Below are 25334 nucleotides of genomic sequence, written 5' to 3' on the forward strand. Positions count from 1 at the left end.
ATGAGGCTCCGTTTCGGATATTCCTTTTTAGCTATATTAATCGTATTCAGTGCTCGGTCGCAGCAATTTGAAGAGCGTGTAACCACCGCAAGTAATGTGAGGCTTACGGTTACAAATGCAGGCACGTTTGGCAATGCCTTCAGAGGCTACAGAGATGGAACCGGAAGGCAAAGCTGTGAATATCCAGCTGGAAGTGGGATCGAACACCTTTTTGAAGGAGGACTATGGGTAGGGGGAGTTCGCCGTGGCGATGGAAGTATTCTAGTTAGTACCTCAGCACTCGATGCTCCTCAAGGATATGCTCCTGGTAGAGCAGGCTTTGAATTTACTATTCCAGTAGGCGCGCCTCCTATGCAAGAGCGATCTTCACTCACGGATTCGCGCTTTTATTCGCCATCGGCTGTGTCACATCAAGATTTTATTGCTGTTTTTAACGATGTGAGTCAAACGGTGCCTGGTACTTCTATACCCATCACCGGACACCAATTTCCGATGAATATTCAAGTAACCCAGGAGACATATAATTGGAACTATTCGTTTTCTGACTTTTTTGTGATCGTCAATTATAAAATAAAAAATATTGGAAATGCTGCTTTCGACAGTCTTTATGTAGCTCTTTGGAACAATACCGTAGTGCGCAATGTGAAAGTGACCCCTGCAGGGGCCGGAGGTAGCGTGTTCTACAGCCAGGGAGGCAATGGATACATGGATTCGCTTGGCTTGGCTTATTGCTACGACGCTACCGGCGATGTAGGCTTTACCGAAAGCTACATCGGTCAAAAATTTTTAGGTGCCGAAGACAAATTTGGATTTCATCACTTTTTACTCGACAGCACTTTTAATAAAAAAACAGGCCAGTGGGTTAAAGAAAATTTTAAGGCACATTACAACGCCTGGCAGTTTAACAATTCAAGTAATCCAATTTTCTTCTTTCCGACCAGCGACGAGTTGAGATACAACAAAATGACTGCGGGGCTGAATCACCATCCGTGTTGGAATGACCCATCTTCAACAGCCTGTCAATCTACATTGGGTGTAAACTTGCAGGTAGAGCTAAACAAGAGTGGAAACCGATCTGACATCGTAAGTGTAGGGCCCTTTAATGACTTTTTACCTGGCGATGAAATCGAAATAGCTTTTGCATATGTCATTGCCAAAAAATTTGAAGATGGCAATCCTAATTCAGCTAACAACGAAATACAGCGCAAAAACCTAATTACCAATGCAAATTGGGTACAAGTGGCATATAACGGTGAGGATAAAAATTTTAATGGAATTCTCGATCCAGATGAGGACAGAGATGGCAATGGAAAAATTACACGCTTTATTTTACCTGCTCCCCCCGACATTCCTCGTACACGAGTAGAGCCTTCGAACGGCAAAGTTGACATTTATTGGTCTGACAACAGCCTGTACAGTATTGACCCAATTTTACAGGAAATGGACTTTGAAGGTTTCAGAATATACATGACCAAACCAGGCTTTGATGTAGTAAATGTACAGGACATCGCATCAGCCTTTGTGTTAATTGGGGAATACGATATTCAAAACGGGATAGGAAATGATGTGGGAATGGAGAGAATTCGCCTGGCTACTCCTGTGAAATTTGACGGCGATACTACAGAATACCATTTCAAATACACTATTGACAATTTGCTGAATGGCTGGCAATATGCTGTATCGATCACTGCCTTCGATCGCGGGGATCAGTCACTGAATCTGGAAAAATTAGAGTCATCACGTTTGGCAAACCAATTTAGGGTTTTTCCAGGTACGCCGGTTAATGAAAACATGAAGGAAAATGAGCCCTTTGTATATCCAAATCCTTACTACTATGGCAGTTCCTGGGAAGGTGTAAGTAATTTTCAGGAGGAAACTAGAAAAATTTACTTTGCCAACTTGCCAAAGCGCTGCAAAATATCGATTTACAACCCAGTAGGAGATTTAATTGACGAAATCATCCACGACGAAAACTACAATGGCAGCGACACCCGTTGGTTTCGATCTTTCGCAGCTGAGGACCCTGAAAGAAATCGATTTAGTGGTGGAGAACACGCTTGGGATTTACTCTCGAAAAATACACAAATAATTTCGAGAGGTCTTTATCTCTATACGATTGAAGATCTCGAGACAAGTAAACGCTATACTGGAAATTTTGCAATAATTAAATAAATCCTTCATTCTTATGAGACACATTTATTCTTTTTTCTTGACTCTCACCCTGGCACTTAATGTAGGAGCGCAAACAACAGTGCCATACGTGAGTATTCACGACATTCAGTATGTCTCGCCTACCAATTTGGCAAACTGTGTTGACTCTTCTCAGTACGAAAATCAGCTTGTTCGTACACGTGGAATTGTGATTGTAGACGGTGGTAGAGTAGAAGTTCCCTCTTCAGCCGTGCAAGGAGGTTTTAGACCTTTTATGTATATTGTCGATACGGCAGCTGCCGGGCAGATGGGACCTTTTAAGGCAGTGGAGGTAGCTGGTTGGTATCCTAGCGGCAACCAGTTGGTTCCACATCCCGTAGCTTGGCAAGTAGTAGCTGGCGATGTGGTGGAGGTAATCGGTATTGTAAAAAACTTTAATCGCCAGACACAAATTGAACCTCAGCAGTTCAGCCATATCAATCTTATTTCATCAAATGCTCCTGTGCCACAACCTACAGTAGTAAGTATAGGCCAACTTAACGACAACAACCGCGTGAATCAACTAACCACTGGTGAACAGTGGGAAGGTGCCTTTGTGGAACTCCAAAACGTAACCGTTGTAAATGTGGAGTATTTTGCAAACGGTACTCGCGTAAGTTTTGATGTGGTAGATGGCAATGGCAACAGAATTAATGTTTCCGACCGCTTTATTGCTCAAAAGCTTCCGTCCTATCAAGTGACTAACCCTAATTCACCCTATGCCACCATCAATGGCGGACCAGGTACCGGTACTTTTCAAGCTCCAGTGGTCGGTGCATTCTATCAAAAACTAAAAGGAATCATCCTTCACTCTGCCAATGGATGTACTGGCCTGAATGGTCGCGGCTATGAGCTCAACCCATTCGACTCTACTCACTATGTACTTGGGGCTACTCCTCCTGTAATCAGCGATATTCAGAGAATACCTCCTGTGCCTAACCCGACTCAGAGTGTTAAAATCACTTTTATAGCCAACGATCCTGATGGCACTGTCGCGAATGCTAAAGTGTTCTACAGCTCAAACCTTTCAACTCCCGTGGCTCAGTTTGACTCCATCACAGCTACCCTTAAGCCCGGTACTACCGATGAATATGAGGTAACTCTTCCCCCTCAAGCGCTGAATACCGTGGTGAGATATTACATAAAAGCAGTGGATAATCAAGGTAATGTAGCTCGTCAGCCCGTCGGTACTTTTAACAACGAACCGCGTGTATTCCACTACACTGTGCGTTCTTCAGGTATGGTAATTCCTGATCTTCAATATGCATTAGATGGTGGTGCTTCGCCTTATGTGGGTCGTCAGGTTACAGTAAAAGGAATTGTGACTGCCACAGCTAAAGACCAAGACCTTGGATATGTGTATATTCAAGACCCAGACTACAACGAGTGGGCAGGCATTTGGTGTGTAGGTGTTGGTTTGTTTGATCTCTTCAGACACGAAGAAGTAGTAGTGACAGGTGTGGTAGAAGAGTTTTTCAACTACACGCGCTTGCAAGTAGTGAACGTGCAAAAAACCGGCAAACTTGACAGCACTGCTGTACAACCTGTTATTCTCAACCCGTCAGACAGTGCCACACTACAGCCGCTCAATATGGAGAAATATGAAGGTATGCTCGTTCGCTTCCAGCATCCTACTCAGGGTCAGAAAATCCGAATTACTGAGCCTAAACTCACTTTTGGTGAATATAGGATTGGTACGCAGGCAGGCAATACATCGCCCAACAACTCTTTTAGAGTGCACGCCGGTAGACAAAGTACCACTGCATTCAGCTCACTGTGGGTACAGCTTGTAACAGACACCATGTATGCTACAGTGGATGGCACTATGAACGTTCCACCGATTGTAACAAGCGATACCATGACATTTGATGCAGTACAAGGTATTGTTTTCTTTAGTTTCTCAAATTACAAACTTCATCCACGCGCTAACGATGACTTTTTAGGCGCAAACTTCCAGATGTTGCCAGTGACAAACCGCCCGAATTCTCCGCTGAATACCAAAGAATTTGAAAATGTACGCGTAGCCATTTACCCGAACCCAGCGAAGGATATTTTGAACATTACCTCTTCACTTTCAGAAAATGCTACCGTAACGATCACCGATATACAGGGTAGAGTAGTGAAGCGCATCGAGCTTCGTCCGTTTGAAGTGAATACATACGACATTACAAACTTCAAACCCGGCCTTTACATCGTTTCACTCACTTGTCAGAAGGGTACTGTTATTTCCAATTCAAAGCTTGTAGTACAATAAATCTTTAGGCAAAGGCCGGCTTATAAGGCCGGCCTTTGCTTTATTAAAGTAAAACATATGCGCTCCAAAAGTCTGTTGTATCTCTCAGCAATTATCGTCGGGCTTACTACTTGCAAAAAAGGAACATTTGTAGAAAACCAGCCTCCTAAAACACAACTCTTTCTCGATGAAATAAACAGAGTAGGAGAAAATCGACTGAACTCCACAGTGTTTCTCTCATGGATTGGTACTGATGCCGATGGCTATGTAGTAGGTTATGAATTTAGCATCGACAATCAAAACTGGTTCTACACAACTCGTACTGACAGTGTTTTCCGATTTTCGATAACCGCTGGTAAAGACACGGATGATATCAACTTTTGGATACGCGCAATCGATAATCTCGGCGCTAAAGATCCAAATCCTGCTTATCTAAAAATTCCTCTGAGAAATACGCCTCCAGTAGCAGTTTTTGATGAAACTGCTTTGCCGGCCGATACGGTGATTGTGGCTGCTACCTTCAGATGGAGAGCTACCGATGCCGATGGCGACAACACCATTACAAAAGTAGAAATACGAGCCAATGACGGTGATTGGATTGAGTTACCGAGAAATTCCAATTTGTTCACAGTGGTCTTGAAAAAGCCATTTCAATCGGGCACGCATCAAGCAGATATTTTCATCGATAATCAGCGCACACCTCTTCCTAAAGGATTGGATAAAATCCATTACAATCAGCCCAATGTGCTTTATATCAGGGCATTTGACATAGCCAATTCAGTAAGCCAATTAGATACATCAGATGTCTTTGTGATGGTGCCAGCGTCCAATGATTTTCTCATCATTGCAGGTCAGCCTTCCAACATTTGGGATGTATACAAACCGATTTTTGACCAGATTACGCCTAATGGTTTTGATTTTATTGATTTAATTCGAAATCAGGGAAAATATCGTCCGAAATTTTGGAATCCTACTTTTCGCCATATCATATCACAGTATCAAAAAATCTTTGTGTTTACAGATCCAACGAATTATCAAAATCCTGTCAGCGGACAATCAGCTTCTCTTCTTGTCTTTATGGCACCAGCGATGGCAGAGTACAACAATCTCGGAGGCAAATCATTAATTACTACTACTCTTACAGCCAATGCAGATATTAGTGCATTTTCAATTGCCTACCCTATTGATGGCCTTGTAGTTTCGGGGGGGCAAGCCCGATTAACACCTGATAGTGCCATTTACTCTGTACAGGGCACGCCGATACTCTATCCTTCCATCAAGCCCCAGTTTGTACTTACAGGTCTCGTACCCATTGTGCGATCACCTGACTCAGAACCTTTTTACCGTGCTCAAATTACCCGCTTACAAGGCTGGCAAGGCGACAACTTAGTGGGAGTTCGCCGAAAAAATGGTCAGGGAAATGTGCAGCAGGTGTTTTTTGGCATAAATCTCCACCACTTTGCTCAAGACGGCACCAATTTACAAGTATTACTCAATCAAATCATTAACAATGATTTCAACTGGTAATCGAAAGGCCTTTTTTACCGCGCTCAGTTTAGTTTTTACACTGCTTTCATTTGCTCAGCCTAAATCGGGGACCGGTGCACTGAAAGGAAAAGTGACCGATGCTACGAACGGCGAAGAATTGATAGGTGCCAGCGTCATCCTTGTGGGTACATACATGGGTGCCTCTACCGATATAAATGGTATGTATCTGATCCCAAACATTAAAGCTGGTGATTATGTAGTGCGCGTACAGTACATCGGCTATACCACACAAATTCTGACTGATATCACCATTAAGCCAGGCGAAACCAAGACTTTAAACATTGCATTACGCCCTCAAACAGAGTCCCTCAACGAGGTGACCGTGGTTGGACGCAAAAGTACAGTAAACCTTGAAAGTGCTAAAAGTGAGGTTACCTTTAAATTTGAAGAGATTGCGCAGATGAACGTGAGAAACGTTCAAGAGTTGGTTGCTATGCAGGCCGGGGTAGTTAAAACGCAAGATGGTCTGCAAATCAGAGGTGCTCGTGTGTATGAGACTGAATACATCATAGACGGAGTATCAGCCCAAGACCCACTGGCTGGTACTGGTTTTGGGGTAGAGGTGAGCTCCGGCGCGATCAATAGTCTCAACCTCATTACAGGAGGTGCAGGTGCAGAGTATGGAGGAGGTTCATCAGGTGTTATAGCTACTACCATTCGAGAGGGAGGAGATAAGTTTGAAATCTCGGGAAACTGGCAGCGCGATTATTTGATTAACAGCAAAAATCCAACTTCATTTAATACAGATATAGTAGAACTCACTTTTGCCACTCCGATACCGGGCACCAAGAAAAAATTGACGCTTTTTAACAACCTTACCACACGCCTTACCGATGAATACTTTGGTCCTACGGCTAACCAACTCGTATCTTCACTATTACCAGATCAGTCAAATCTCCTTGCCCCGCGCTATTCAAACACGCATATCCATACCCTCAAACTCGCTTATCAGCTAAAGCCAGGTACCAAGATTACCTTTACCAATCAATTCAGCCTCTCCATCAATCAAAATACGCGAATGCTACAAATTGTTGGCTTTGATGCCATCTTGGTTCCTGGCTTTCAATACGCTCGTAGTCAAAATTTAGACAATGCTACTACTTATACTCATAAATCTATTCTGAACGCCATCAATATTAATCATTTAATTAATAAAAAGTTAGGCGTCAACATTTCACTGGGTCGACTCTTTACCAATCTGAGAGCTGATGCCAATGGCCGCCCCTTTAGAACGCAGACTGTAGATCAAATTTTTGATGAAGACCACATAACCACTGATCCGGTTGAAATTTTCAATCCTGGCGATCCTTCAGGCACGTATTATGTTTTGCCGGGTAATGGTCTTGTAAACAACGGCGGAATAAGCCCCATTTGGCATGACCACTACGCACAGGAGTATTCTATTCGCACCAAGTTTACGTTCAATCCAAACGACAATGTCAATTTTATTTCATTCGGCTTTCAGCATTCTGCCAACGAATATCAATGGATAGATGTTATCAGACCTTGGGTAGGAGCTCCTATCAAAATCAATGATAGCACCTTTACGCCCTCCATTAGCATAGGATCTTCTAATGACATTTGGGCAGTAAAGCCACATAACGGAGGATTGTTTGTAGAGGATAAAATCACCTACAAAGGTATACAAGCCACCCTGGGCTTGCGACTCAACTACTGGGCCATGGGTCGCTTTGCCGATGAAGCAGTAGAAAATCCGGCCAGCCCGGTAATCGATCAGGTTCGTCAAGACTATTTAAACAAAACCACCAAAGTTCTTGGACTTCGTTGGAAGGCGCGTCTCATGCCGCGGATCAACGTGTCATTTCCAGTTACTGAAAACAACGTACTTTATTTCAACTACGGGCACAGCATGCGCATGCCACATCCTCGATTTGTGTATGCTGGACTCGATCCGGTGTACCAAAACAGATCATTCCTTGCTAACCTCGGAAATCCGGACATTGATCCTGAAATTAATGTGAGTTATGAAGTAGGTATTAAAACGAAAGTAAACAAAGATTTTGGCTTTACGCTTACAGCTTTCAACAACAATCGGTTTGACTACATTGTGTCGCGTTCAGTGATTACGCGTGATCCGACAGGACGATTTGTTACGCGTACCATGTTTATAAACCAAGACTATGCGCGTATAGCCGGAGTAGAATTTGGCTTTAACTATCGCCTGTATGCTCATTACAACTTTTTTGGAAATGTCGCCTATCAAGTAGCCCGTGGTAAGTCAAACTCAGCCCGTGAGTCAGCCTTACAGATAGCTCAAAACGGTGAGGTTCAGCTTAGCCGCGAACAATTTCTGGCTTTTGACCGGCCTTGGAACGTAAATATTGGTTTGATGTTTAATCCAGATTCTACCTTTAGAATTTTTGGCCGAAAAATTACAGGTTTCAGGGCATTTGCAGTTTATCAATATACCAGTGGTTTCAGATATACACCCATGAGACGCGTCGGCGAGCTTGAAGTAAGACCTGGTGTTGAACGACCGCTCTTTATGCCGGAAAACGATAAGTTTCTGGCTCGTCTGGCGTCACCTTGGCACAATGTGGATCTAAAAATAAGCTATGATTTCTTCATTAAACGCAACACCGGATTTACATTCTCTTTGGAAATGCGAAACGCCTTAAATAACAAAAACGCCCAAATCATTAATCCGGTTACTGGACGAGCTTATGAATACGGTGACGATGTACCAAACGATTGGCGAGATCCCCGCCCTGAATACAACGGCCCGCAAGAGCGCGGACTTGATCCAAGAAATCCAGCTCGCTACTTACCCCCTCGCCAGCTGCTCTATGGTGTAACTTTTAGATTCTAGGCCTGTGATGAAAAAAGTGTTTCAAATATGCCTCCTGGTCTTGGGAGTACATTTTTCGACTGCTCAGGTGTTTCCAAGTTATGGTGGGGAGCGCGCTGGGTTATCAGCTCTTACATTTCTAAAAAACGATATTAACCCCCGTTCGGCGGCTTTAGGAGGTGCTTCAGCTGCACTCAACGGTGACGCTTACTCTATTTTGTCAAATCCGGCAGCTTTGGTGCAACTTAAAGACAAGGGCTTTACTCTTGCTAATAAATTTATTGGTGCCGGGGTGAATCAGAGCTTTGTGTCGTTTGTAAATCCACAAAGTGATGAAACATCCGTTTGGGGTTTTTCGCTTAATTCACTTACAAGCGGATTCATTAAAGAGCGCACTGAATTTATGCCCGGTGGCACAGGCCGCGAATTTTCGGTAGTCAATATGGCTTTTGGAGCTACATATGCAAAGCTACTGAGTGAACAGTTTTCCTTCGGAGTAACGATGAAATATGTTTATGAGCATGTGGCGGGTTTTAATAACCACACTGCTGCTGTTGACTTATCTTTTCTCTACAAAACAGATTTTAAAAAACTTCAATTTGCCGCTGTACTTCACAACTTCGGAGGGAGCAGTTCATTAGCTTCGCGTGAGGACATCCCGGTCACTTTCAACAGAACCTTAGGTATTGCCCTTGAGACCAATCCCGTACCTACGGTTTTTTCAGTTGGTATGTCGATTGAGCCCTATCGAGCTGATAAACACGCCCTTCTAACAGCTTTTCAAATCAGCCACCCAAATGACAACAGTGAAAATATTCGTTTAGGTGCTGAATATTCTTATGGTGACCAGTTTTTTGCGCGTTTAGGCTACAAAATCAATGTATTAGGACACGTATATCCCACAGCTGGTGTAGGTGCCGCTGTACCTTATGGAAATGGACAATTCGTACTGATCGATTATGCCATTACTGCCACTCGTTTTTTTGGCTCACAGCATCTGATGGGTGTTCGCTTTATGATGTTAAAATCGAAAAAATAAGATGAAAAAAGTTATTCTTACGGCAAGTGCTTTGCTCTTGATCGCTGGCTGCCGGAAATATTTCGGAGAAAAAACGGATTTGAGTTTTATCGATGTGCCCCAGTTTACAAACAGAGAAATTGCATATGTGCCTATTTTGCCGGCGTTTAATGGCTTTATTAAACCAGTAGACATCGCAGTAGGATTTGATGAACTGATTTATGTGGCCGATGAAGGTGCTCAGGAGATCGTACAGCTCGATGAAACTGGCCGAAGGCTTGGAAGTTTTCCGATACCAGGTCTGCGCGCCGTGACTCAGGACCGCAGATTTGATCTGCTGGCCATTGGCACAGCCGATACAGTGATTGCAGGCTCTACTTTCACCTTTACCTGCATTTACCGCATTCGAATGACCGGGCCAGAAGGCTATAAACTCAATCCTTCAAATGCTCGTATTATTCGTAAAATTATGCATCCTTTTTATTATAAGACCACTTATTCAAATTCGGATTTAAATGTTCAGTTTAACAGAATTGGGGTAATAGCTTCTACAAATCCGGCTGAAAACAATTCGTATTTCGTCACACGTACAGGCCCGGCCAAAAATCCGATTCTCGGCCCCGATGATGCAGTTTTGTTATTTAGCAACAACGATCAGTACATCACCCCTGTTACTGTATCAACTTCTCAAGGTACTTTTAATGACTATTTTCAAAAGCCTTTTGGCATCACCACCTTTGCTAAGCCACCACAGATTACAGCTCGTACAGGGCAGAGCTTTATGGTAACTATGCTTGAACCCAACTCGGCTATTAAAGTACAGAACATTGAGCGTATTGAAAGTGAATTTGGAGCTGAATATCGTCCCAGATTCTTCCCTTACGGCGATACATCCAAATCAGATGGCGGTTTACATGAGCCGTTTAAATTTCAAGAACCAGTGGGCATCACACTGAGTGGAGATGCTGCTAACTTCATTTTTGTAGTGGACAAAGCGAAAGATTCATTGTATCAATTTTCCGGAAATGGTCTTGAAGGAGTACAGCCGCCGGCGGCTACGGGTATTACCAAGCTTCAAAAAGCGAGCTTTGGAGGCAGAGGTAATGATTATACCCAGTTCAGAGCTCCAATGTCTGTGGCTTTTTTCAAGAAAATTCTCTATGTAGCAGATTCAGAAAACGGAAGAATTTTGCGCTTCAGGCTTACCTTAGACTTTGATTAATTGGTAATAAAAATTCACTGCATCGGTTTCAGTGTAAATAATGCGAATTTTTGTAAGCAAGTGTAGCGAATTATTCAGTATTCTTCTATTTTTGTTTGGATTTTCAGCATATGCTCAATAAACTATTCATACTTTTCATTTGCCTTTTTGGACTTTCACTCTCAAGCTTTGCCCAGGGTGGTAACGATCGAATACCTCCTGAAGATCGCATTAACGAATGTGTTCTATTTATCCCCAATGCTTTTACTCCTAACGGCGACGGAATAAACGATCGCTTTGGAATAAAAGTAAACCCCAACTGTTTTATGGTGAGTTTTAATATGAAAATTTTCGACCGTTGGGGAAGAATGATTTTTGATGCTGATGACTATCGCGAACCGTATTGGTGGGATGGAAATTTTGACGGTAATCGCATGAAGGAAGGAACCTACACCTACCACATCATCGCCGAATTTGAACTACCCGACCGGAGCGATCGGGTAGAAATTCGACGACAAGGTTTTTTTACACTAATTCGCTAGTTTCTTTTCACAAGTTCGATTACAGTTCAAATCCGAAATCGATATTGTTCTTTTGATTAAGGATTAAGCGAATTTTTGATTTCAACTCTGGCAATTGTACTTTGTCGATAATTTCACCCGCAAAAGCCAATAATAAGAGTGCTTTTGCTTTGGATTCGGCAATACCTCTTTGCCGTAGGTAGAACAAGGCTTCTGTATCCATTTGACCTACTGTGCATCCGTGCGAGCACTTAACGTCGTTGGCGAATATTTCCAACTGTGGCTTGGTATCAATGGTAGCTTTTTCAGAGAGTACAATGTTGTTGTTTTGCTGAAAAGCGTTTGTCTTTTGAGCGTGTGGTGCTACGTACACTTTGCCGTTGAATACCCCTGACGATTTTCCGTCATAGATGCCTTTGTAGAGCTCGTTGCTTTGGCAGTGAGGTGCAATGTGATGAATGGCAGTGTGGTGGTCTACAAATTCATCGCCCTTCAGCATCGTTAAGCCCCACAAGTGGGCTTCAGCCATTGGATCGATCAACCTGACTGTGGGATTGTTGCGCACGAACTTTCCACCGAGACTTACGGTAGTGAGATTTAATACAGCATAACTTTCTAGTTGATACGCTGTATTGTCGATCAGTGCTGCTTCGTTGTTGTCGTTTTGTAATTTATAATGGTCAAGTATAGCTCCGGTGTGAAGAAATATCTCTGTAGCAGCATTTGTTAGCACGGGTGCACCACTCAATGAATAATGGCTCTCAATTACTGTGGCTCTAGAATTTTTTCCAAGTACCAACAAGCTTCGAGGTTGATGCAAAACGGGCTGAGTACATTCAGTAGAAAAATAGAGGATTTCGATAGGCTTATCTACCACTTTGTTGTCGGGCACAAAAACGAATGCGCCCTCTCGTGCAAAAGCAGTGTTTAGTGCGGTGATGCTATCGCCGTAATTGATGAGCTTTCCGATATACTCATGAGCAATCTCGTCAAATCTATTGAGCAAGGCAGAAAATGTGCAGATATCGTATTGATGATGGGTAGTGTGGCTTAGCCAAGAGGCATAATACCCATCTACAAACACGATGCGGTATGTATCTGTTTCAGAAAGAAAGTATTTTCTTACAACATTGAGGTCTAAATTCTTTTCTTTTGGGTGGAAGACTCGATAATCGTACTTGGTAATAGGCTTCAGATTGGTGTACTTCCAGTCTTCTTCCCTTTTAGTCGGGAATCCTCTTTGTTCAAATACTTCAAGAGCCTTTTGGCGGAGTTTGTGAAATTCGGATTTTTTCTGTCCGTTAAGTTGATTTTCAAAGACGATAAACGATGAAAGCAAAGTGTCTTTTAAAAGTTCCATTGTTGAACTAATGTGATCATTAAACCGCAGCTTCTTCCTTTATCCAGTCGTATCCCTTTTCCTCGAGTTCGAGAGCCAGTTCTTTTGTGCCTGTTTTTACAATCCGACCTTTGTAAAGCACATGTACATAATCAGGCACGATATAGTCGAGTAAGCGCTGATAGTGGGTAATGACTAAAAAGGCATTTTCGCTGGTGCGGAGTTTATTTACACCATTTGCTACGATTCGCAGGGCATCGATGTCGAGGCCTGAATCGGTTTCATCGAGAATGGCCAATTTGGGCTGCAACATAGCCATTTGGAAGATTTCATTCCGCTTTTTTTCTCCGCCTGAGAAGCCCTCGTTTAAGGAGCGACTAAGGAAAGACTTATCCATACTTAGTAGTTCCATGCGCTCGCGCATGAGCTTGAGCATTTCTTTCGCCGGCATGGGCTCCAGGCCACGGGCTTTGCGATTTTCGTTGATGGCAGTCTTGATGAAATTAGTAACCGAAACACCTGGAATTTCTACCGGATATTGAAACGATAGAAATATGCCGAGATGGGCGCGCTCTTCGGGTGCAAGTTCTAAAATATTGGTACCTTCAAATTCGATCGAGCCCTCTGTTATTTGGTAATCTTCTTTACCGGCAATCACGTTGCTCAGCGTACTTTTTCCTGAGCCGTTTGGCCCCATAATGGCGTGTATTTCGCCTTTATTTATTTGGAGGTTGATGCCTTTAAGTATGGGGGTATCGTCAACTGATACGTGTAGGTTGCGTATGGTAAGCATGTGATGTGTGAATTGTAATGGTTTATTGTGCTTTTAAAAATTTATCCAACAGAGCCTTCAAGGCTGATAGCCAGCAGTTTTTGTGCTTCTACGGCAAATTCCATAGGCAGCTGATTAATCACTTCTTTGGCAAATCCGTTTACAATCAGGTTGATTGCCTCTTCTGTGGGTATGCCGCGCTGGTTGCAGTAGAAGATCTGATCTTCGCCGATCTTACTTGTGGTAGCTTCGTGTTCTACTTTGGCGGTGGGATTTTCGATTTCGATGTAGGGAAAGGTATGCGCTCCGCACTGATCGCCCATGAGCATGCTATCGCACTGTGAAAAGTTACGTGCGTTTGTAGCGCGCGGACCTATTTTGACCAGTCCTCGGTAGCTGTTTTGACTCTTGCCGGCCGAAATTCCTTTAGAAATGATGGTACTGCGCGTATTGCGGCCTAGGTGAATCATTTTGGTACCCGTGTCAGCCTGCTGGTGGTGATTGGTAACAGCTACAGAATAAAATTCGCCCACGCTGTTGTCGCCTTTTAAAATGCAGGAAGGATACTTCCAGGTAATGGCCGATCCCGTTTCTACTTGGGTCCACGAGATTTTAGCGTTGCGTTCGCAGAGACCGCGCTTGGTTACGAAGTTGTACACGCCACCTTTGCCATCTTTATCGCCAGGATACCAATTTTGCACAGTGGAATATTTGATCTCAGCGCCTTCCAGTGCTATGAGCTCAACTACAGCAGCATGGAGCTGGTGTTCATCGCGCATCGGTGCAGTGCAACCCTCCAGATAGCTTACGTAGCTGCCTTCGTCGGCTATCACCAGTGTGCGTTCAAACTGTCCGGTGCCGGCTTCATTGATACGGAAGTAGGTACTGAGCTCCATCGGGCAGCGCACTCCTTTTGGAATGTAGCAAAACGATCCATCGCTGAAGACGGCCGAATTCAGAGCAGCGTAAAAGTTGTCGGTACGCGGTACAACAGTGCCCAAATATTTTCTTACCAGGTCTCCGTGCTCGCGAATGGCTTCGCTCATCGAGCAGAAGATAATGCCCAGCTCAGCAAGTTTTTCTTTAAAAGTTGTTTTTACAGAAACACTATCTACCACCACATCGATAGCTACACCTGCCAAGCGCTTTTGCTCATCGAGGCTTATTCCGAGTTTTTCAAAAGTTTTTAGAAGTTCTGGATCGACTTCATCCAGGCTGTTGAGCTGCTTTTTGGGTTTAGGCGCAGAGTAGTAAGAAATCGCCTGAAAGTCGGGTTTTTTGTACTTAATGTTTGCCCATTCAGGCTCCTTCATAGTTTGCCAGATTCTGAAGGCCTCAAGCCTCCATTCAGTCATCCACTCAGGCTCGTTTTTCTTAGCCGATATCAATCGGATGATGTCTTCATTGAGGCCTGGAGGAACCTTGTCGGCATCTATTGGGGTATAAAAACCGTATTTGTAGTCGCTTTGCGTTACTTTTTCGAGAATTTCCATAACCGGAAGTTTTTAGACGGCAAAACTTTCACCGCATCCGCAGGTGCGTTTTGCATTAGGGTTGTTGAAAACGAAACCTTTACCGTTGAGTCCGCCGGAGTAATCAAGGGTAGTACCTATCAGATAGAGAAGGGATTTTTTATCGACGGCTACTTTGATCTCTCCGTGTTCGAATACTTTGTCGTCAGGAGCTGGGTCAGCAAACTCCAACTTATACGACAGGCCGCTGCAACCGCCTGAAGTCACGGTCACGCGTATACAGCGCGATGTCCCATTTCCCTCGCTTTCCAGCAAGTGCAATATTTGTTTTTTTGCGCTGTCAGATACTTGGATCATAATTTTTAATTAATCTAAATTTCAATGCAAAAGTATAACAAATAAACCTCCTAAAATGTGTAAAGTTTGTAAAAACATGACTTTTGGGACAAAGTTGTAAAGTCCATTAGAGATCTTCTTAAAGAACTACTTTTGCTCCGTATGAATATTGGAATTCTTTGCCACCCAACCTATGGTGGCAGTGGGGTAGTGGCCACTGAACTCGGAATGTATTTTGCCTCGAAAGGCCATAAGGTTCATTTCATTACTTATGCGCAGCCCGTGAGGCTCGATATATTGGCTGAAAACATTTATTACCACGAAGTAAAAGTTCACGAATACCCCCTTTTCGAGTTTCCTCCCTATGAATTAGCTCTTACCAGCAAGGTGGTACAAACTGCCTTAAAGTGGAAACTCGAAGTCATTCATGCCCATTATGCTATTCCTCATGCCTATTCAGCCATTAATGCCAGTAGAATTTTAAAAGAGCATGGGGTTCATCTGCCAGTCATCACAACACTACACGGTACTGATATTACTATCGTGGGACGAAATCCCGCCTATCACGCAGCTGTAAACTACTCCATCAATCACAGCGACATAGTAACTGCCGTGTCGCAAAGCCTGAAAGAGGAGTCGTATCAGCATTTCAGCATCGCAAAAGAGATCGTTGTAGTTCCAAACTTTGTAAACTTCGACGAATTCAATCGCGACATTCCTTGTATTAAAAAACAATTTGCACCCGAGGGACAAAAGATTATCACACACATCAGCAACATGCGTCCGGTAAAGCGCTTGGGTGATGTGATCGAAATTTTTGCCCGAGTGCGCAAGCACATGCCTGCACGCCTGCTTATGGTGGGCGATGGCCCTGAAAAGGAGCCGGCAAGAATTCTCGCTAAAGACCTCGGTGTAACTGATGATGTTATCTTCGTCGGAAATGCCGTTGATATCTATAGGGTCATCAAATGTACCGATGTGCTCCTCTTGCCATCAGAAAAGGAGAGTTTTGGACTGGTGGCACTAGAGGCGATGGCAGCCGGAAAACCGGTAGTGAGTACCAATACAGGAGGTTTGCCCGAAGTAAACATTCATGGTGAAACGGGATTTCTGGCAAATGTGGGTGAGGTTGATAAAATGGCCCACTATGTTTTAAATCTTTTGAATGATCCAAACCTCTATAAAAGAGTGAGCGAAAGCGCTTTTGCAAATGCAAAAAAATTTGACATAAATAAAATTGCACCGATTTATTTAGAGCTCTATCAAGAATCTTTAGTCCGTTAAAAAAAAATTATAAAAATCATATTATTATTTTCAAGTTCTTGATTTATTTTGATAGAAAATTGCTCCAACAGTGGACACAGTTTATTATTTGGCCTGGTGGAATCTCGAAAATTTACTCGATGTAGAAAATGCCGATAGGCCTGAATGGCGAAAGAAAAAAATTGGCAAATACATCATCGGATGGAATGCAGAGATATTGTCAAAAAAAATCAGAAATATATCTTCAGCCATAGCCGAAATGAATAACGGCATTGGGCCTGACATCATAGGTGTATGCGAGGTAGAAAACGAACGCCTTCTCCACCTTTTAGCTGAAAGTCTTTCAATAACAGGTAGAAGATACTCTTTTGTACACTTTGACAGCTCTGATAAGCGGGGCGTCGATGTTGCCTTTCTTTTCGACGAAGCACTCTTTGAAGTTCCAAAAAATCTCTTATTTACCGTTCGCCTGCACAAGCGTTCCGCCACCAGAGATTTACTGCAAGCAGAATTCATCACTAAAAAAGGAAAATCGCTAATCATCATTGGCAACCACTGGCCTTCGCGCACCGGCGGGCAATATGAAACAGAACCCTTCCGCATTATGGCCGCTGAAACGCTAAGCTATTGGCTTTACCAAATTGCTGAAAAACGCGGCAACGACCAACCAGTACTAGTAATGGGAGACTTTAACGACGAACCTTTTAGCCGATCGATAACTGAGTATGCGCTCTCTACCCCAAATATTCGTTTGATTCGTTCTGCTCGAAAAGATCAAAACGGCATTTTTACTCCTTATTTGCTCAATTTGCTGTGGAATGAAATGGCCGACGGGAAAGGTACCTACCTATACAACGGCAAATGGAGCGTATTAGATCAAATCATGGTGAATCGCGCTATTGCTTTGAATAAAGGATTTACAGTGCTTAGTGCCGGAATCTATGACCACCCTGACCTTCTGACGCCTGGCCTGAACTCTTCACCAAAAGCCTTCGGTGCTCCCAGTAAAGCCCGTCGCGATCTTAAGGGAAACATCCGCGAATCATATGGTACTTTTTGGTCAAAGGGCTATAGCGATCACTTACCTGTTGTAATATTGTTAAAGGAAAATTAAAAAAAAATATATCATGAAAATAATGCTCGTAGATGATGATCCGGTGTTCAACTTCATAGCCCGGAAACTTATCGAATCTTCAAAAATCGACTTTTCTCTTGAAGAATACCTCGATGGATCAGATGCATTGGAAGCATTGAAAAAAAAGGATTCACCTGATCAACTACCTGATCACATCCTCCTGGACATCAATATGCCAAAAGTGAACGGTTGGCAATTTCTTGAGGCTCTGCGCAATATGAATATCGAAAAAGATATTACCGTTACCATCGTAACCTCCAGCATCGATGGTGAAGATCGCCGAAAAGCTTTTTCCTATCCCGAAATCGACGAATTTTTAATAAAACCAATATCAAAAAACGACCTTTCAGAAATATTGCTAAAAAAGAAAATCTAATCTCCCTCTCATTTTACTAATTCACACACCATGAAAACAAAAAATGGCAAACAGAATCTGCCGGAATATGTAGTAGGCATTGGAGCATCAGCTGGCGGTCTGGAGGCCCTCCAGGAGTTTTTTAAAAATGTGCCAACCAAATCAGGATTAGCATATGTGGTGGTACAGCATCTCTCACCCGACTACAAATCGCTGATGAATGAACTCCTGGCGCGTTTTACTTCTATACCCATTCAAATCATCGAAGATGGAATGGTACTGGAAGCAGACCACATCTATTTAATTCCACCCAAAAAAAATCTTACTGTTTTTCACGGTAAACTTTTGCTCGAAGAGCATAAACCCTCTAAAGGTATAAATCTGCCTATTGACATCTTCTTCAGGTCGTTGGCCTCAGATTATGGAAAAAAAGCTATTGGCATCATACTCTCAGGTACAGGAAGCGATGGTACCCTCGGCATTAAGGCCATTAAGGAAGCTGGAGGAATGGTGATGGTGCAAGACGAAAAGACAGCCAAATTCGACGGAATGCCCAAATCGTCAATAGCTACTGGAGTGGTTGACTTTATACTGCCGCCCTCCAAAATGCCTGAGGCCATCATTAATTACATCAAACACCCTTTTATCGAAAATAAAAACGGCATTGAAGAAATTCTGACCCAGAACATCGACCAGCTGGCTAAAATCATGCACATACTGCGCGAGTATAGCGGCATAGACTTCTCTTATTATAAAGAAAACACCATCATCCGCCGTCTGGAGCGTCGTATGTCGATCAATCGGCTGAATTCGCTGGACGAATACCTCATTCTTCTTAGTTCTGACGACAACGAGAAAGACATCCTCTACCGCGAGTTTCTCATCGGCGTAACGCGTTTCTTTCGAGACGAAGGCGCTTTCGAATTTTTGAAAGATCAGGTACTGCCTGAGTTGCTCTCTAAAGACAAGAAATCGGTGCGCATCTGGTCGGTCGGTTGCTCTACGGGCGAAGAAGTGTACTCCATCGCACTCTTGGTGCGCGATTTTATCGATACCTTTAATCTCAACATCGAAGTAAAAATCTTTGCCACCGATATCGATAAAACCGCAATTGAAATTGCCGGACAAGGCGTGTACGCTGAAAGCGTGGTGAGCGACATCGATCCGGTACTGTTGTCGAAGTATTTCATCAAAAAAGACAACACCTACCAGATCTCTGAATCCATTCGAAAGATGGTCATCTTCGCCACACACAACGTATTGAAAGACCCTCCCTTCTCAAAGATCAACCTCATCGTGTGCCGCAATCTCTTCATATATCTCAAGCCCGACAGCCAGTACAAGGTGCTCAATATGTTTTACATGTCGCTGTCGCACAAGGGCATTCTCTTCCTCGGCACCAGCGAAACCCTCGGCGATCTGAGTGAAGCCTTTGAGCCCATCAACGTAAAGTACAAGATTTTCAGAAAAAAAGAAGGTTATCAGCCGGTTTTCATTCCAGAGAGTAACCTCTCCTTCCAAACAAACAACCGATTGTCACGTGAGCCGCGAACGGGCCTGCTGCGCGAAGTGAAGCGACAGTCAGAACTCAGCGAAAAAATCATTAACGCCGTTCTGCCCCCCTCCATTGTTGTAAACAATAAGCTTCAGATCCTTCAAATAATCAACGACATAAATCCCTTCGTAACCATCCAATCGGGCAGGTTCAATCAAAACCTCGGCACCATCATCCACCCCGATTTACAGATCGTAATCAACAACATTATACGACGACTGAAAAACGAAGGCGACGTAGTATCGTTTGAAAACATTAAGTTTGAACACCTAGCCGATAGCTATGACATACAGGGCACAAAAATTTCAGACAGTGAAGCTGAGTCGATTTACTTAATCAGCTTTTACAAGGGCAAGGCTAAAAAACAACAAAAACAAAGCGAAGAGGTACTCTCCCTCGAAGATCACTACCACGACCGGGTTAAGGAACTCGAATACGAATTGCAATTCGTAAAAGAAAGCCTTCAAGCCACCGTCGAAGAGCTCGAAACCTCAAACGAAGAGCTGCAGTCGTCAAACGAAGAACTTATCGCTGCTAACGAAGAGCTGCAAAGCACCAACGAAGAGCTGCAAAGCGTAAACGAAGAGCTCTACACCGTAAACAGCGAGTTTCAACTTAAAATCGACGAACTCACACAGCTCAACAGCGACATTACCAACTTGCTGAACAACACAGGTATTGCTGCTCTCTACCTCGATCGCAAGATGTGTATTCGCAAGATTACGCCCTCCTTCAGCGAGCTGAGCCATGTGATGGACTTCGACATAGGTCGCCCGATCCACCATTTCTCAAATTCCATACTCTATCCCGAATTTTTGAACGACATCAAATCCGTTCAGAAAGACCTGCAAATCATCGAGAAAGAAATCGAAATCGGTGAAAATAATTATTATCTACTTCGCATAGCTCCATATCGCACTGATTTTCAAGCTGTAGATGGAATTCTTGTAACTTTGACCAACTTAAAAAACATCCACGAGCAGCGAAAAGCCCTTGAAACTGCTAATCAACGCCTGCAAATGGCCCTCGAAATGGGCAACATGGCCTGGTGGGAGTGGGATGTGCAGACAGGTCAGGTAAATATGCATGAGAAAAAAGCTACCATGCTTGGCTACAGCCCTGAGGAGTTCCCAAAAGAGGTATATGCTATATGCGAGTACTTGCACCCCGAAGATTACGAGCGCACCATGCAAGCCATGCGCGATCACTTAGAGGGTAAATCCCCGATGTGGGATATTGTGTACCGTATCCGATGTAAAGACGGTAGCTACAAAAAATACCATGACCGCGGTGGCGTAGTTACCAGAGATGATAGTGGAAAACCGCTGAAAATGGTGGGTATTGTTATGGATGTAACGAATTATTAAAGAAACAATTATGCAAGATGATAAAAAAAACATACAAAAGTCGATCGATGCATTTTTATCTGAATACGCAGATAAAAAAATCGACGATATTGTCTTAAACAATTTGAGCGAAAATCTTCATATTTTTAAAAAAGAATTAGAATATCAAAATGATGAGCTCAAAAGGATAAATATTGAGCTAGAAAGTAAAAATTATTTTATAGAAAATATCTTTCGAATTATACCTTCTATAATCTTACTTATCGATGAAGATTATAAAATCATAAAGTACAATCAAGCCTTTGAAATTTCGTTTAAATATTACAGGGATATATTCGATGATTTTAGAAAAATATTTAAAGATGAATCCCAAACTGATCTTTATCACTTACTTCAAAATGATTATCCGCGTATTACATTAAAAGGAATCAATAATCAAATATATCTTGCTGACGCTACATCGATAATATTAAATGAACGTAATATTACATTAGTACACTTAACAGATGTTACTGAATTAGAACTAAGTAAACAAAAATTAAAAGTAGAAAACGAAATAAAATCACTTTTCGAAGAAATAAATAAAGTTCATATAGATGGCATTTATGAAGAGTCGATTATTCAACAAGTAGGTCAAAAATTGGTGAATGGACTTGCTAAAATTCTATCGGCAGAAAAGATTTATTTATTTGACTTTAGTGATAACAATCATGTTCTCAAATTTGAGTCTCCATTCCTTTCAAATGAAATCTCAAATAAGGAGGAGATTGAGAATTTTTTTATGAAAGAACTCGATTGTATTTTTTATAAAGATTTTGATAAGTTTGATAAGAATAATTACTTTAAAAATATCGAATCAGATATCACCGAAAGGGGATTTATTTTACATAAAATATTTTTGCGAGAAAAGGGTATTTTGAATGGATGTTTTTTTATATTAAGTAAACATAAAATAGATGAAAAGATCATTGAATATCTCAAATTAGAAGTATCAAATATTTTCTTCAAATTGTTGGGCGAATCAAAAATATTTGAAAGTGAAAGGAGGTTAAAGGCAATTGTAGAAAATTCACCGGATGGATTAGCAGTTATAGAAAATGGTAAATTAATTTTTGCAACAGACAATTACTTTAAAATTACATCTATTCCCAAAGATGATCCACGATGGAAAGACCTTCAAAAAATATTTGACTACATACACCCTGAAGATCGTGAGTCAATCCGTGAAAAGCTACTTACAGCTCTTGCCAATAAAGAAACTACTTTGACGTATGAATTTCGAATATTAAACAACGAGGGTAAATATGTATGGCAACAAGATCGAATTAATATAGTTTACTTTAGTAATGATAATTTCAGAATATATGTAACTGCGCGTAACATCACCAATCAAAAAGAACAACTTCAACAGCTCAAAATCTTGGAAGCAGCAATTAATCAGAGCGATGCATCTATTGTAATAACCGATAGTGATGGCAATATTGAATTTGTTAATAAGGCATTTACAAAAATTACTGGTTATACATTCGAGGAGGCAAAAGGAAAAAATCCAAGGATTTTGAAATCTGGGCTTGTGGCTGAAGAAGTCTATAAAAACTTATGGCAAAATATCACCAATGGAAAGAGTTGGAGCGGTGAATTGATCAACAAGAAAAAAGACGGAACCTTATACATTGAAAGCGCCCACATAACTCCCGTGGTGATAAATGGTAAAATCACAAATTTTGTGGCCGTTAAAAATGATATTACAAAAATTAAAGAACTAAATAAAAAATTTGAAACTCTTTCGCTTGTAGCTTCTCATACGCAAAATCTTGTAATAATAACGGATAAAGAGGGAAGAATTACTTGGGTTAATAAAAGTTTTGAAGAAAAAACTGGTTATTCGTTTGATGAAGTTATTGGTAAGATTCCTGGATCTTTTTTGCAAGGTCCGGATACAAATCCTTTACACATTGAAAATATACGAAAAAAACTTAAGGAACTTGTACCCTTTAAGCAAGAGATTTTGAATTACACCAAAGATGGAAGGCCCTACTGGATCGAAATGAGTATAACTCCTATTTTCGATCAAAAAGGCAATCACATAATGTACATAGCCGTAGAAGATGATGTGACAAACAGAAAAGAATCTGAACGAAAAATATTAGAGAGCGAACGAAAAAATCGGGCTATATTAAATGCACTTCCAGACCTTATTTTTATCATTGATAGAAATTTAAAGTATATTGATTTTCATGCTTACGATCCTTCCCAGATTTTAATGCCACCGGAAGCTTTTCTTGGTAAAACGGTAAAAGAAATAATGCCGAAAGAGCAAGGTGAAATTATAGCAAAAAGTATTATTGAAACGTTTCGAACAGCTGAATTAAGAGAGTTTATTTTTCATTTAGACATCAAAGGGAAACGCAGATATTACGAAGGACGTTGTGTGTTAAAAGACATTAATTCCGTTCTTATCTTAATTCGCGATGTCACAAAACTTAAAACTTTTGAGCAAGAACTCATCAATGAAAAACTCTTGTTTAAAACTGTAATCGACAATTTGCCGAACACAATTTATGTAAAAGATAAGTCGTACAAAAAAATACTCGTTAACAAAGCAGAGGTGGCCTATTTAGGAAAAACATCAGAAAGTGAGGTGATTGGCCGAACCGACGAAGAATTTTACCCTGAAGAAGTTGCCAAAGGAATTTTCAAAGAAGATCAGGAAGTACTCACTACCGGTCAACCCTTAATTAACAAAATTGTAGAATATACTAACAATCGAGGAGATAAAAAATACATGATGATATCAAAACTGCCCTTTAAAGATTTCAACGGGCAGATAGCCGGTATAATCGGTATAGGTGTTGACATTACAGCTCTGAAATTAAAAAAACAAGAACTACAAAAAACAATCGATGTAATAACCGATCAAAACGAGCGTTTGCGCAGCTTTACCTATATTGTAAGCCACAACATACGCTCTTATGCTGCTAATATCGATGGTCTAATCGAACTTATTAATGGCAATTTAATTTCAGAAGAGGAAAAGCCTGAAATGCTAAATTTACTACGGCAAGCATCTTCAAATCTCATGGAAACCATCACTACGCTAAATGAAGTAATTACCATCGAGCGCAAAGTATCAGATAAAATTCAAACTATTGAATTAAACTCCGTGATTAAAAAGGTATTGAGTGTAGTGCAAAAGGAAATTGTAGATAATCAAATCATCGTTGTAAATGAAATACCCGATGGCGTAAAAGTTATGTTCAATCCAGCATATTTAGAAAGTGTAATTCTCAATCTTACAACCAACGCTATAAGGTATAGGAGAAATGATGTAAGAAGTTTTATAAAATATGTTTACAAAGAAGAAAAAGGAAAAAAAATCATCGAAGTTTCAGATAACGGAAAAGGAATAGATCTTCAGAAGTTTGGCAAGAGGATTTTTAATATGTTTGAGACCTTTCACGGCAATCCCGATGCCAAAGGATTAGGACTTTTTATTACCAAAGCACAGGTAGAAGCTATGGGAGGAAAAATAGAAGTAGAAAGTGTGGTAAATGAGGGGACGACCTTTAGAATAATACTCAAAAATTAAAATAAAAGTTTAATGTTTTGGGTAAACAATTTGATGGAAATTGCCAATAAAACAATACCGAAAGTTTTTCTCAAAATTCCAAGACCACTATTGCCAAATAGTCGCTCCAATCTTTCGGTATTTTTAAGTACGATATAAACAATCAGAGAATTTACGAGAATTCCGGCTAAAATGATTTTATAATCGTATTCTGCCCGCAGTGAAATTATGGTAGTAAGTGTACCAGCACCAGCTATCAGCGGAAAAGCAATTGGTATAATTGAGGCAGTGTCAGGATTTTCTTCTTTATAAATGCGAATGCCTAAAATCATCTCAATTGCCAAGAAAAAAAGTACCAACGAACCAGCCACAGCAAAACTGTTTACATCCACTCCTAGTAAACCGAGAAACTTTTCACCGGTAAAAAGAAATGCGATCATTATGACGGTAGCTACAAGGGTAGCTTTTTCCGATTGTACGTGACCGACCTTTTGCCTTAAAGAAATGATTAATGGTATTGAGCCCAAAATATCGATTACGGCAAAGAGTACCATCGTTACGGTTAAAAATTCGTCCATTAAAAAAATTATTTTTCGACAAAGATATTTTCTACTAAATTTGTTTTAATTATTTGCCAAAAAAATTAATTATCTTTTATAAGATCAATGCAACT

Annotated in this window: 17 protein-coding genes; 12 read left to right on the forward strand and 5 right to left on the reverse strand. The window is 41.5% G+C overall.

Going from position 1 to position 25334, the window contains the following annotated elements:
- From EIP89_RS01075 to EIP89_RS01105, 7 genes are all read left to right on the forward strand, one after another.
- Entirely contained in the window at nt 1-2172 is a 2172-nt protein-coding gene (locus EIP89_RS01075; RefSeq protein WP_124396815.1) for a hypothetical protein, read from the forward strand.
- 13 nt (nt 2173-2185) lie between these two features.
- A complete protein-coding gene (locus EIP89_RS01080) occupies nt 2186-4444 on the forward strand; it encodes a T9SS type A sorting domain-containing protein (RefSeq protein WP_124396816.1) in 2259 nt (752 codons plus the stop codon).
- 57 nt (nt 4445-4501) lie between these two features.
- Nucleotides 4502-5950, forward strand: a complete 1449-nt coding sequence (locus tag EIP89_RS01085) for a hypothetical protein (protein WP_124396817.1) — start codon at nt 4502-4504, stop codon at nt 5948-5950.
- Nucleotides 5934-8801: a TonB-dependent receptor gene (locus EIP89_RS01090; RefSeq protein WP_124396818.1), complete on the forward strand. Its 2868-nt coding sequence runs from the start codon at nt 5934-5936 to the stop codon at nt 8799-8801. Before EIP89_RS01085 ends, EIP89_RS01090 begins: the two co-directional genes overlap by 17 nt.
- Before the next feature lie 7 nt (nt 8802-8808).
- Nucleotides 8809-9819, forward strand: coding sequence for a PorV/PorQ family protein (locus tag EIP89_RS01095; protein WP_124396819.1), 1011 nt, complete (start codon nt 8809-8811; stop codon nt 9817-9819).
- Between the two features lies 1 nt (nt 9820).
- The gene (locus EIP89_RS01100; protein ID WP_124396820.1) at nt 9821-11020 is read left to right on the forward strand and encodes a hypothetical protein; all 1200 of its coding nucleotides are present in this window, start codon (nt 9821-9823) and stop codon (nt 11018-11020) included.
- A 110-nt stretch (nt 11021-11130) separates the two neighbouring features.
- Entirely contained in the window at nt 11131-11541 is a 411-nt protein-coding gene (locus tag EIP89_RS01105) for a T9SS type B sorting domain-containing protein (protein ID WP_124396821.1), read from the forward strand.
- A gap of 19 nt (nt 11542-11560) precedes the next feature.
- Here the strand turns inward: EIP89_RS01105 and sufD are convergent, their stop codons facing one another.
- Genes sufD through EIP89_RS01125 form a run of 4 tightly spaced genes read right to left on the reverse strand, consistent with a single transcriptional unit; the run spans nt 11561 to nt 15460 of the window.
- A complete protein-coding gene (gene sufD / locus EIP89_RS01110) occupies nt 11561-12880 on the reverse strand; it encodes a Fe-S cluster assembly protein SufD (RefSeq protein ID WP_124396822.1) in 1320 nt (439 codons plus the stop codon).
- A 19-nt stretch (nt 12881-12899) separates the two neighbouring features.
- Nucleotides 12900-13652 carry a Fe-S cluster assembly ATPase SufC gene (sufC, locus tag EIP89_RS01115; RefSeq protein WP_124396823.1) on the reverse strand — a complete coding sequence of 251 codons (753 nt, stop codon included), beginning with the start codon at nt 13650-13652 and terminating at the stop codon, nt 12900-12902.
- 41 nt (nt 13653-13693) lie between these two features.
- Nucleotides 13694-15124: a Fe-S cluster assembly protein SufB gene (sufB, locus tag EIP89_RS01120; protein WP_124396824.1), complete on the reverse strand. Its 1431-nt coding sequence runs from the start codon at nt 15122-15124 to the stop codon at nt 13694-13696.
- A 12-nt stretch (nt 15125-15136) separates the two neighbouring features.
- Entirely contained in the window at nt 15137-15460 is a 324-nt protein-coding gene (locus EIP89_RS01125) for a HesB/IscA family protein (protein ID WP_124396825.1), read from the reverse strand.
- Between the two features lie 141 nt (nt 15461-15601).
- On the opposite strand from EIP89_RS01125, the gene bshA reads away from it, so the two are divergent.
- The 5 genes from bshA to EIP89_RS01150 all read left to right on the forward strand — a co-directional run bounded on the left by bshA (nt 15602) and on the right by EIP89_RS01150 (nt 24682).
- Nucleotides 15602-16723, forward strand: coding sequence for an N-acetyl-alpha-D-glucosaminyl L-malate synthase BshA (gene bshA / locus EIP89_RS01130; protein ID WP_124396826.1), 1122 nt, complete (start codon nt 15602-15604; stop codon nt 16721-16723).
- A gap of 70 nt (nt 16724-16793) precedes the next feature.
- The gene (locus EIP89_RS01135; RefSeq protein ID WP_124396827.1) at nt 16794-17816 is read left to right on the forward strand and encodes an endonuclease/exonuclease/phosphatase family protein; all 1023 of its coding nucleotides are present in this window, start codon (nt 16794-16796) and stop codon (nt 17814-17816) included.
- Nucleotides 17817-17829: 13 nt separating this feature from the next.
- On the forward strand, nt 17830-18213 hold the full coding sequence (locus EIP89_RS01140; protein ID WP_124396828.1) for a response regulator: 384 nt from the start codon (nt 17830-17832) through the stop codon (nt 18211-18213).
- A 30-nt stretch (nt 18214-18243) separates the two neighbouring features.
- Nucleotides 18244-21114 carry a chemotaxis protein CheB gene (locus tag EIP89_RS01145; protein ID WP_124396829.1) on the forward strand — a complete coding sequence of 957 codons (2871 nt, stop codon included), beginning with the start codon at nt 18244-18246 and terminating at the stop codon, nt 21112-21114.
- Between the two features lie 10 nt (nt 21115-21124).
- Nucleotides 21125-24682, forward strand: coding sequence for a PAS domain S-box protein (locus tag EIP89_RS01150; RefSeq protein WP_124396830.1), 3558 nt, complete (start codon nt 21125-21127; stop codon nt 24680-24682).
- Here EIP89_RS01150 and EIP89_RS01155 read toward each other — a convergent pair.
- Nucleotides 24679-25239, reverse strand: coding sequence for a MarC family protein (locus EIP89_RS01155; RefSeq protein WP_124396831.1), 561 nt, complete (start codon nt 25237-25239; stop codon nt 24679-24681). The two genes, EIP89_RS01150 and EIP89_RS01155, sit on opposite strands and share 4 nt — an antisense overlap.
- Between the last annotated feature and the right edge of the window lie 95 nt (nt 25240-25334).

The organism is Thermaurantimonas aggregans, assembly GCF_003851885.1.
In the GTDB taxonomy this organism is placed as follows: Bacteria; Bacteroidota; Bacteroidia; order Flavobacteriales; family Schleiferiaceae; genus Thermaurantimonas; species Thermaurantimonas aggregans.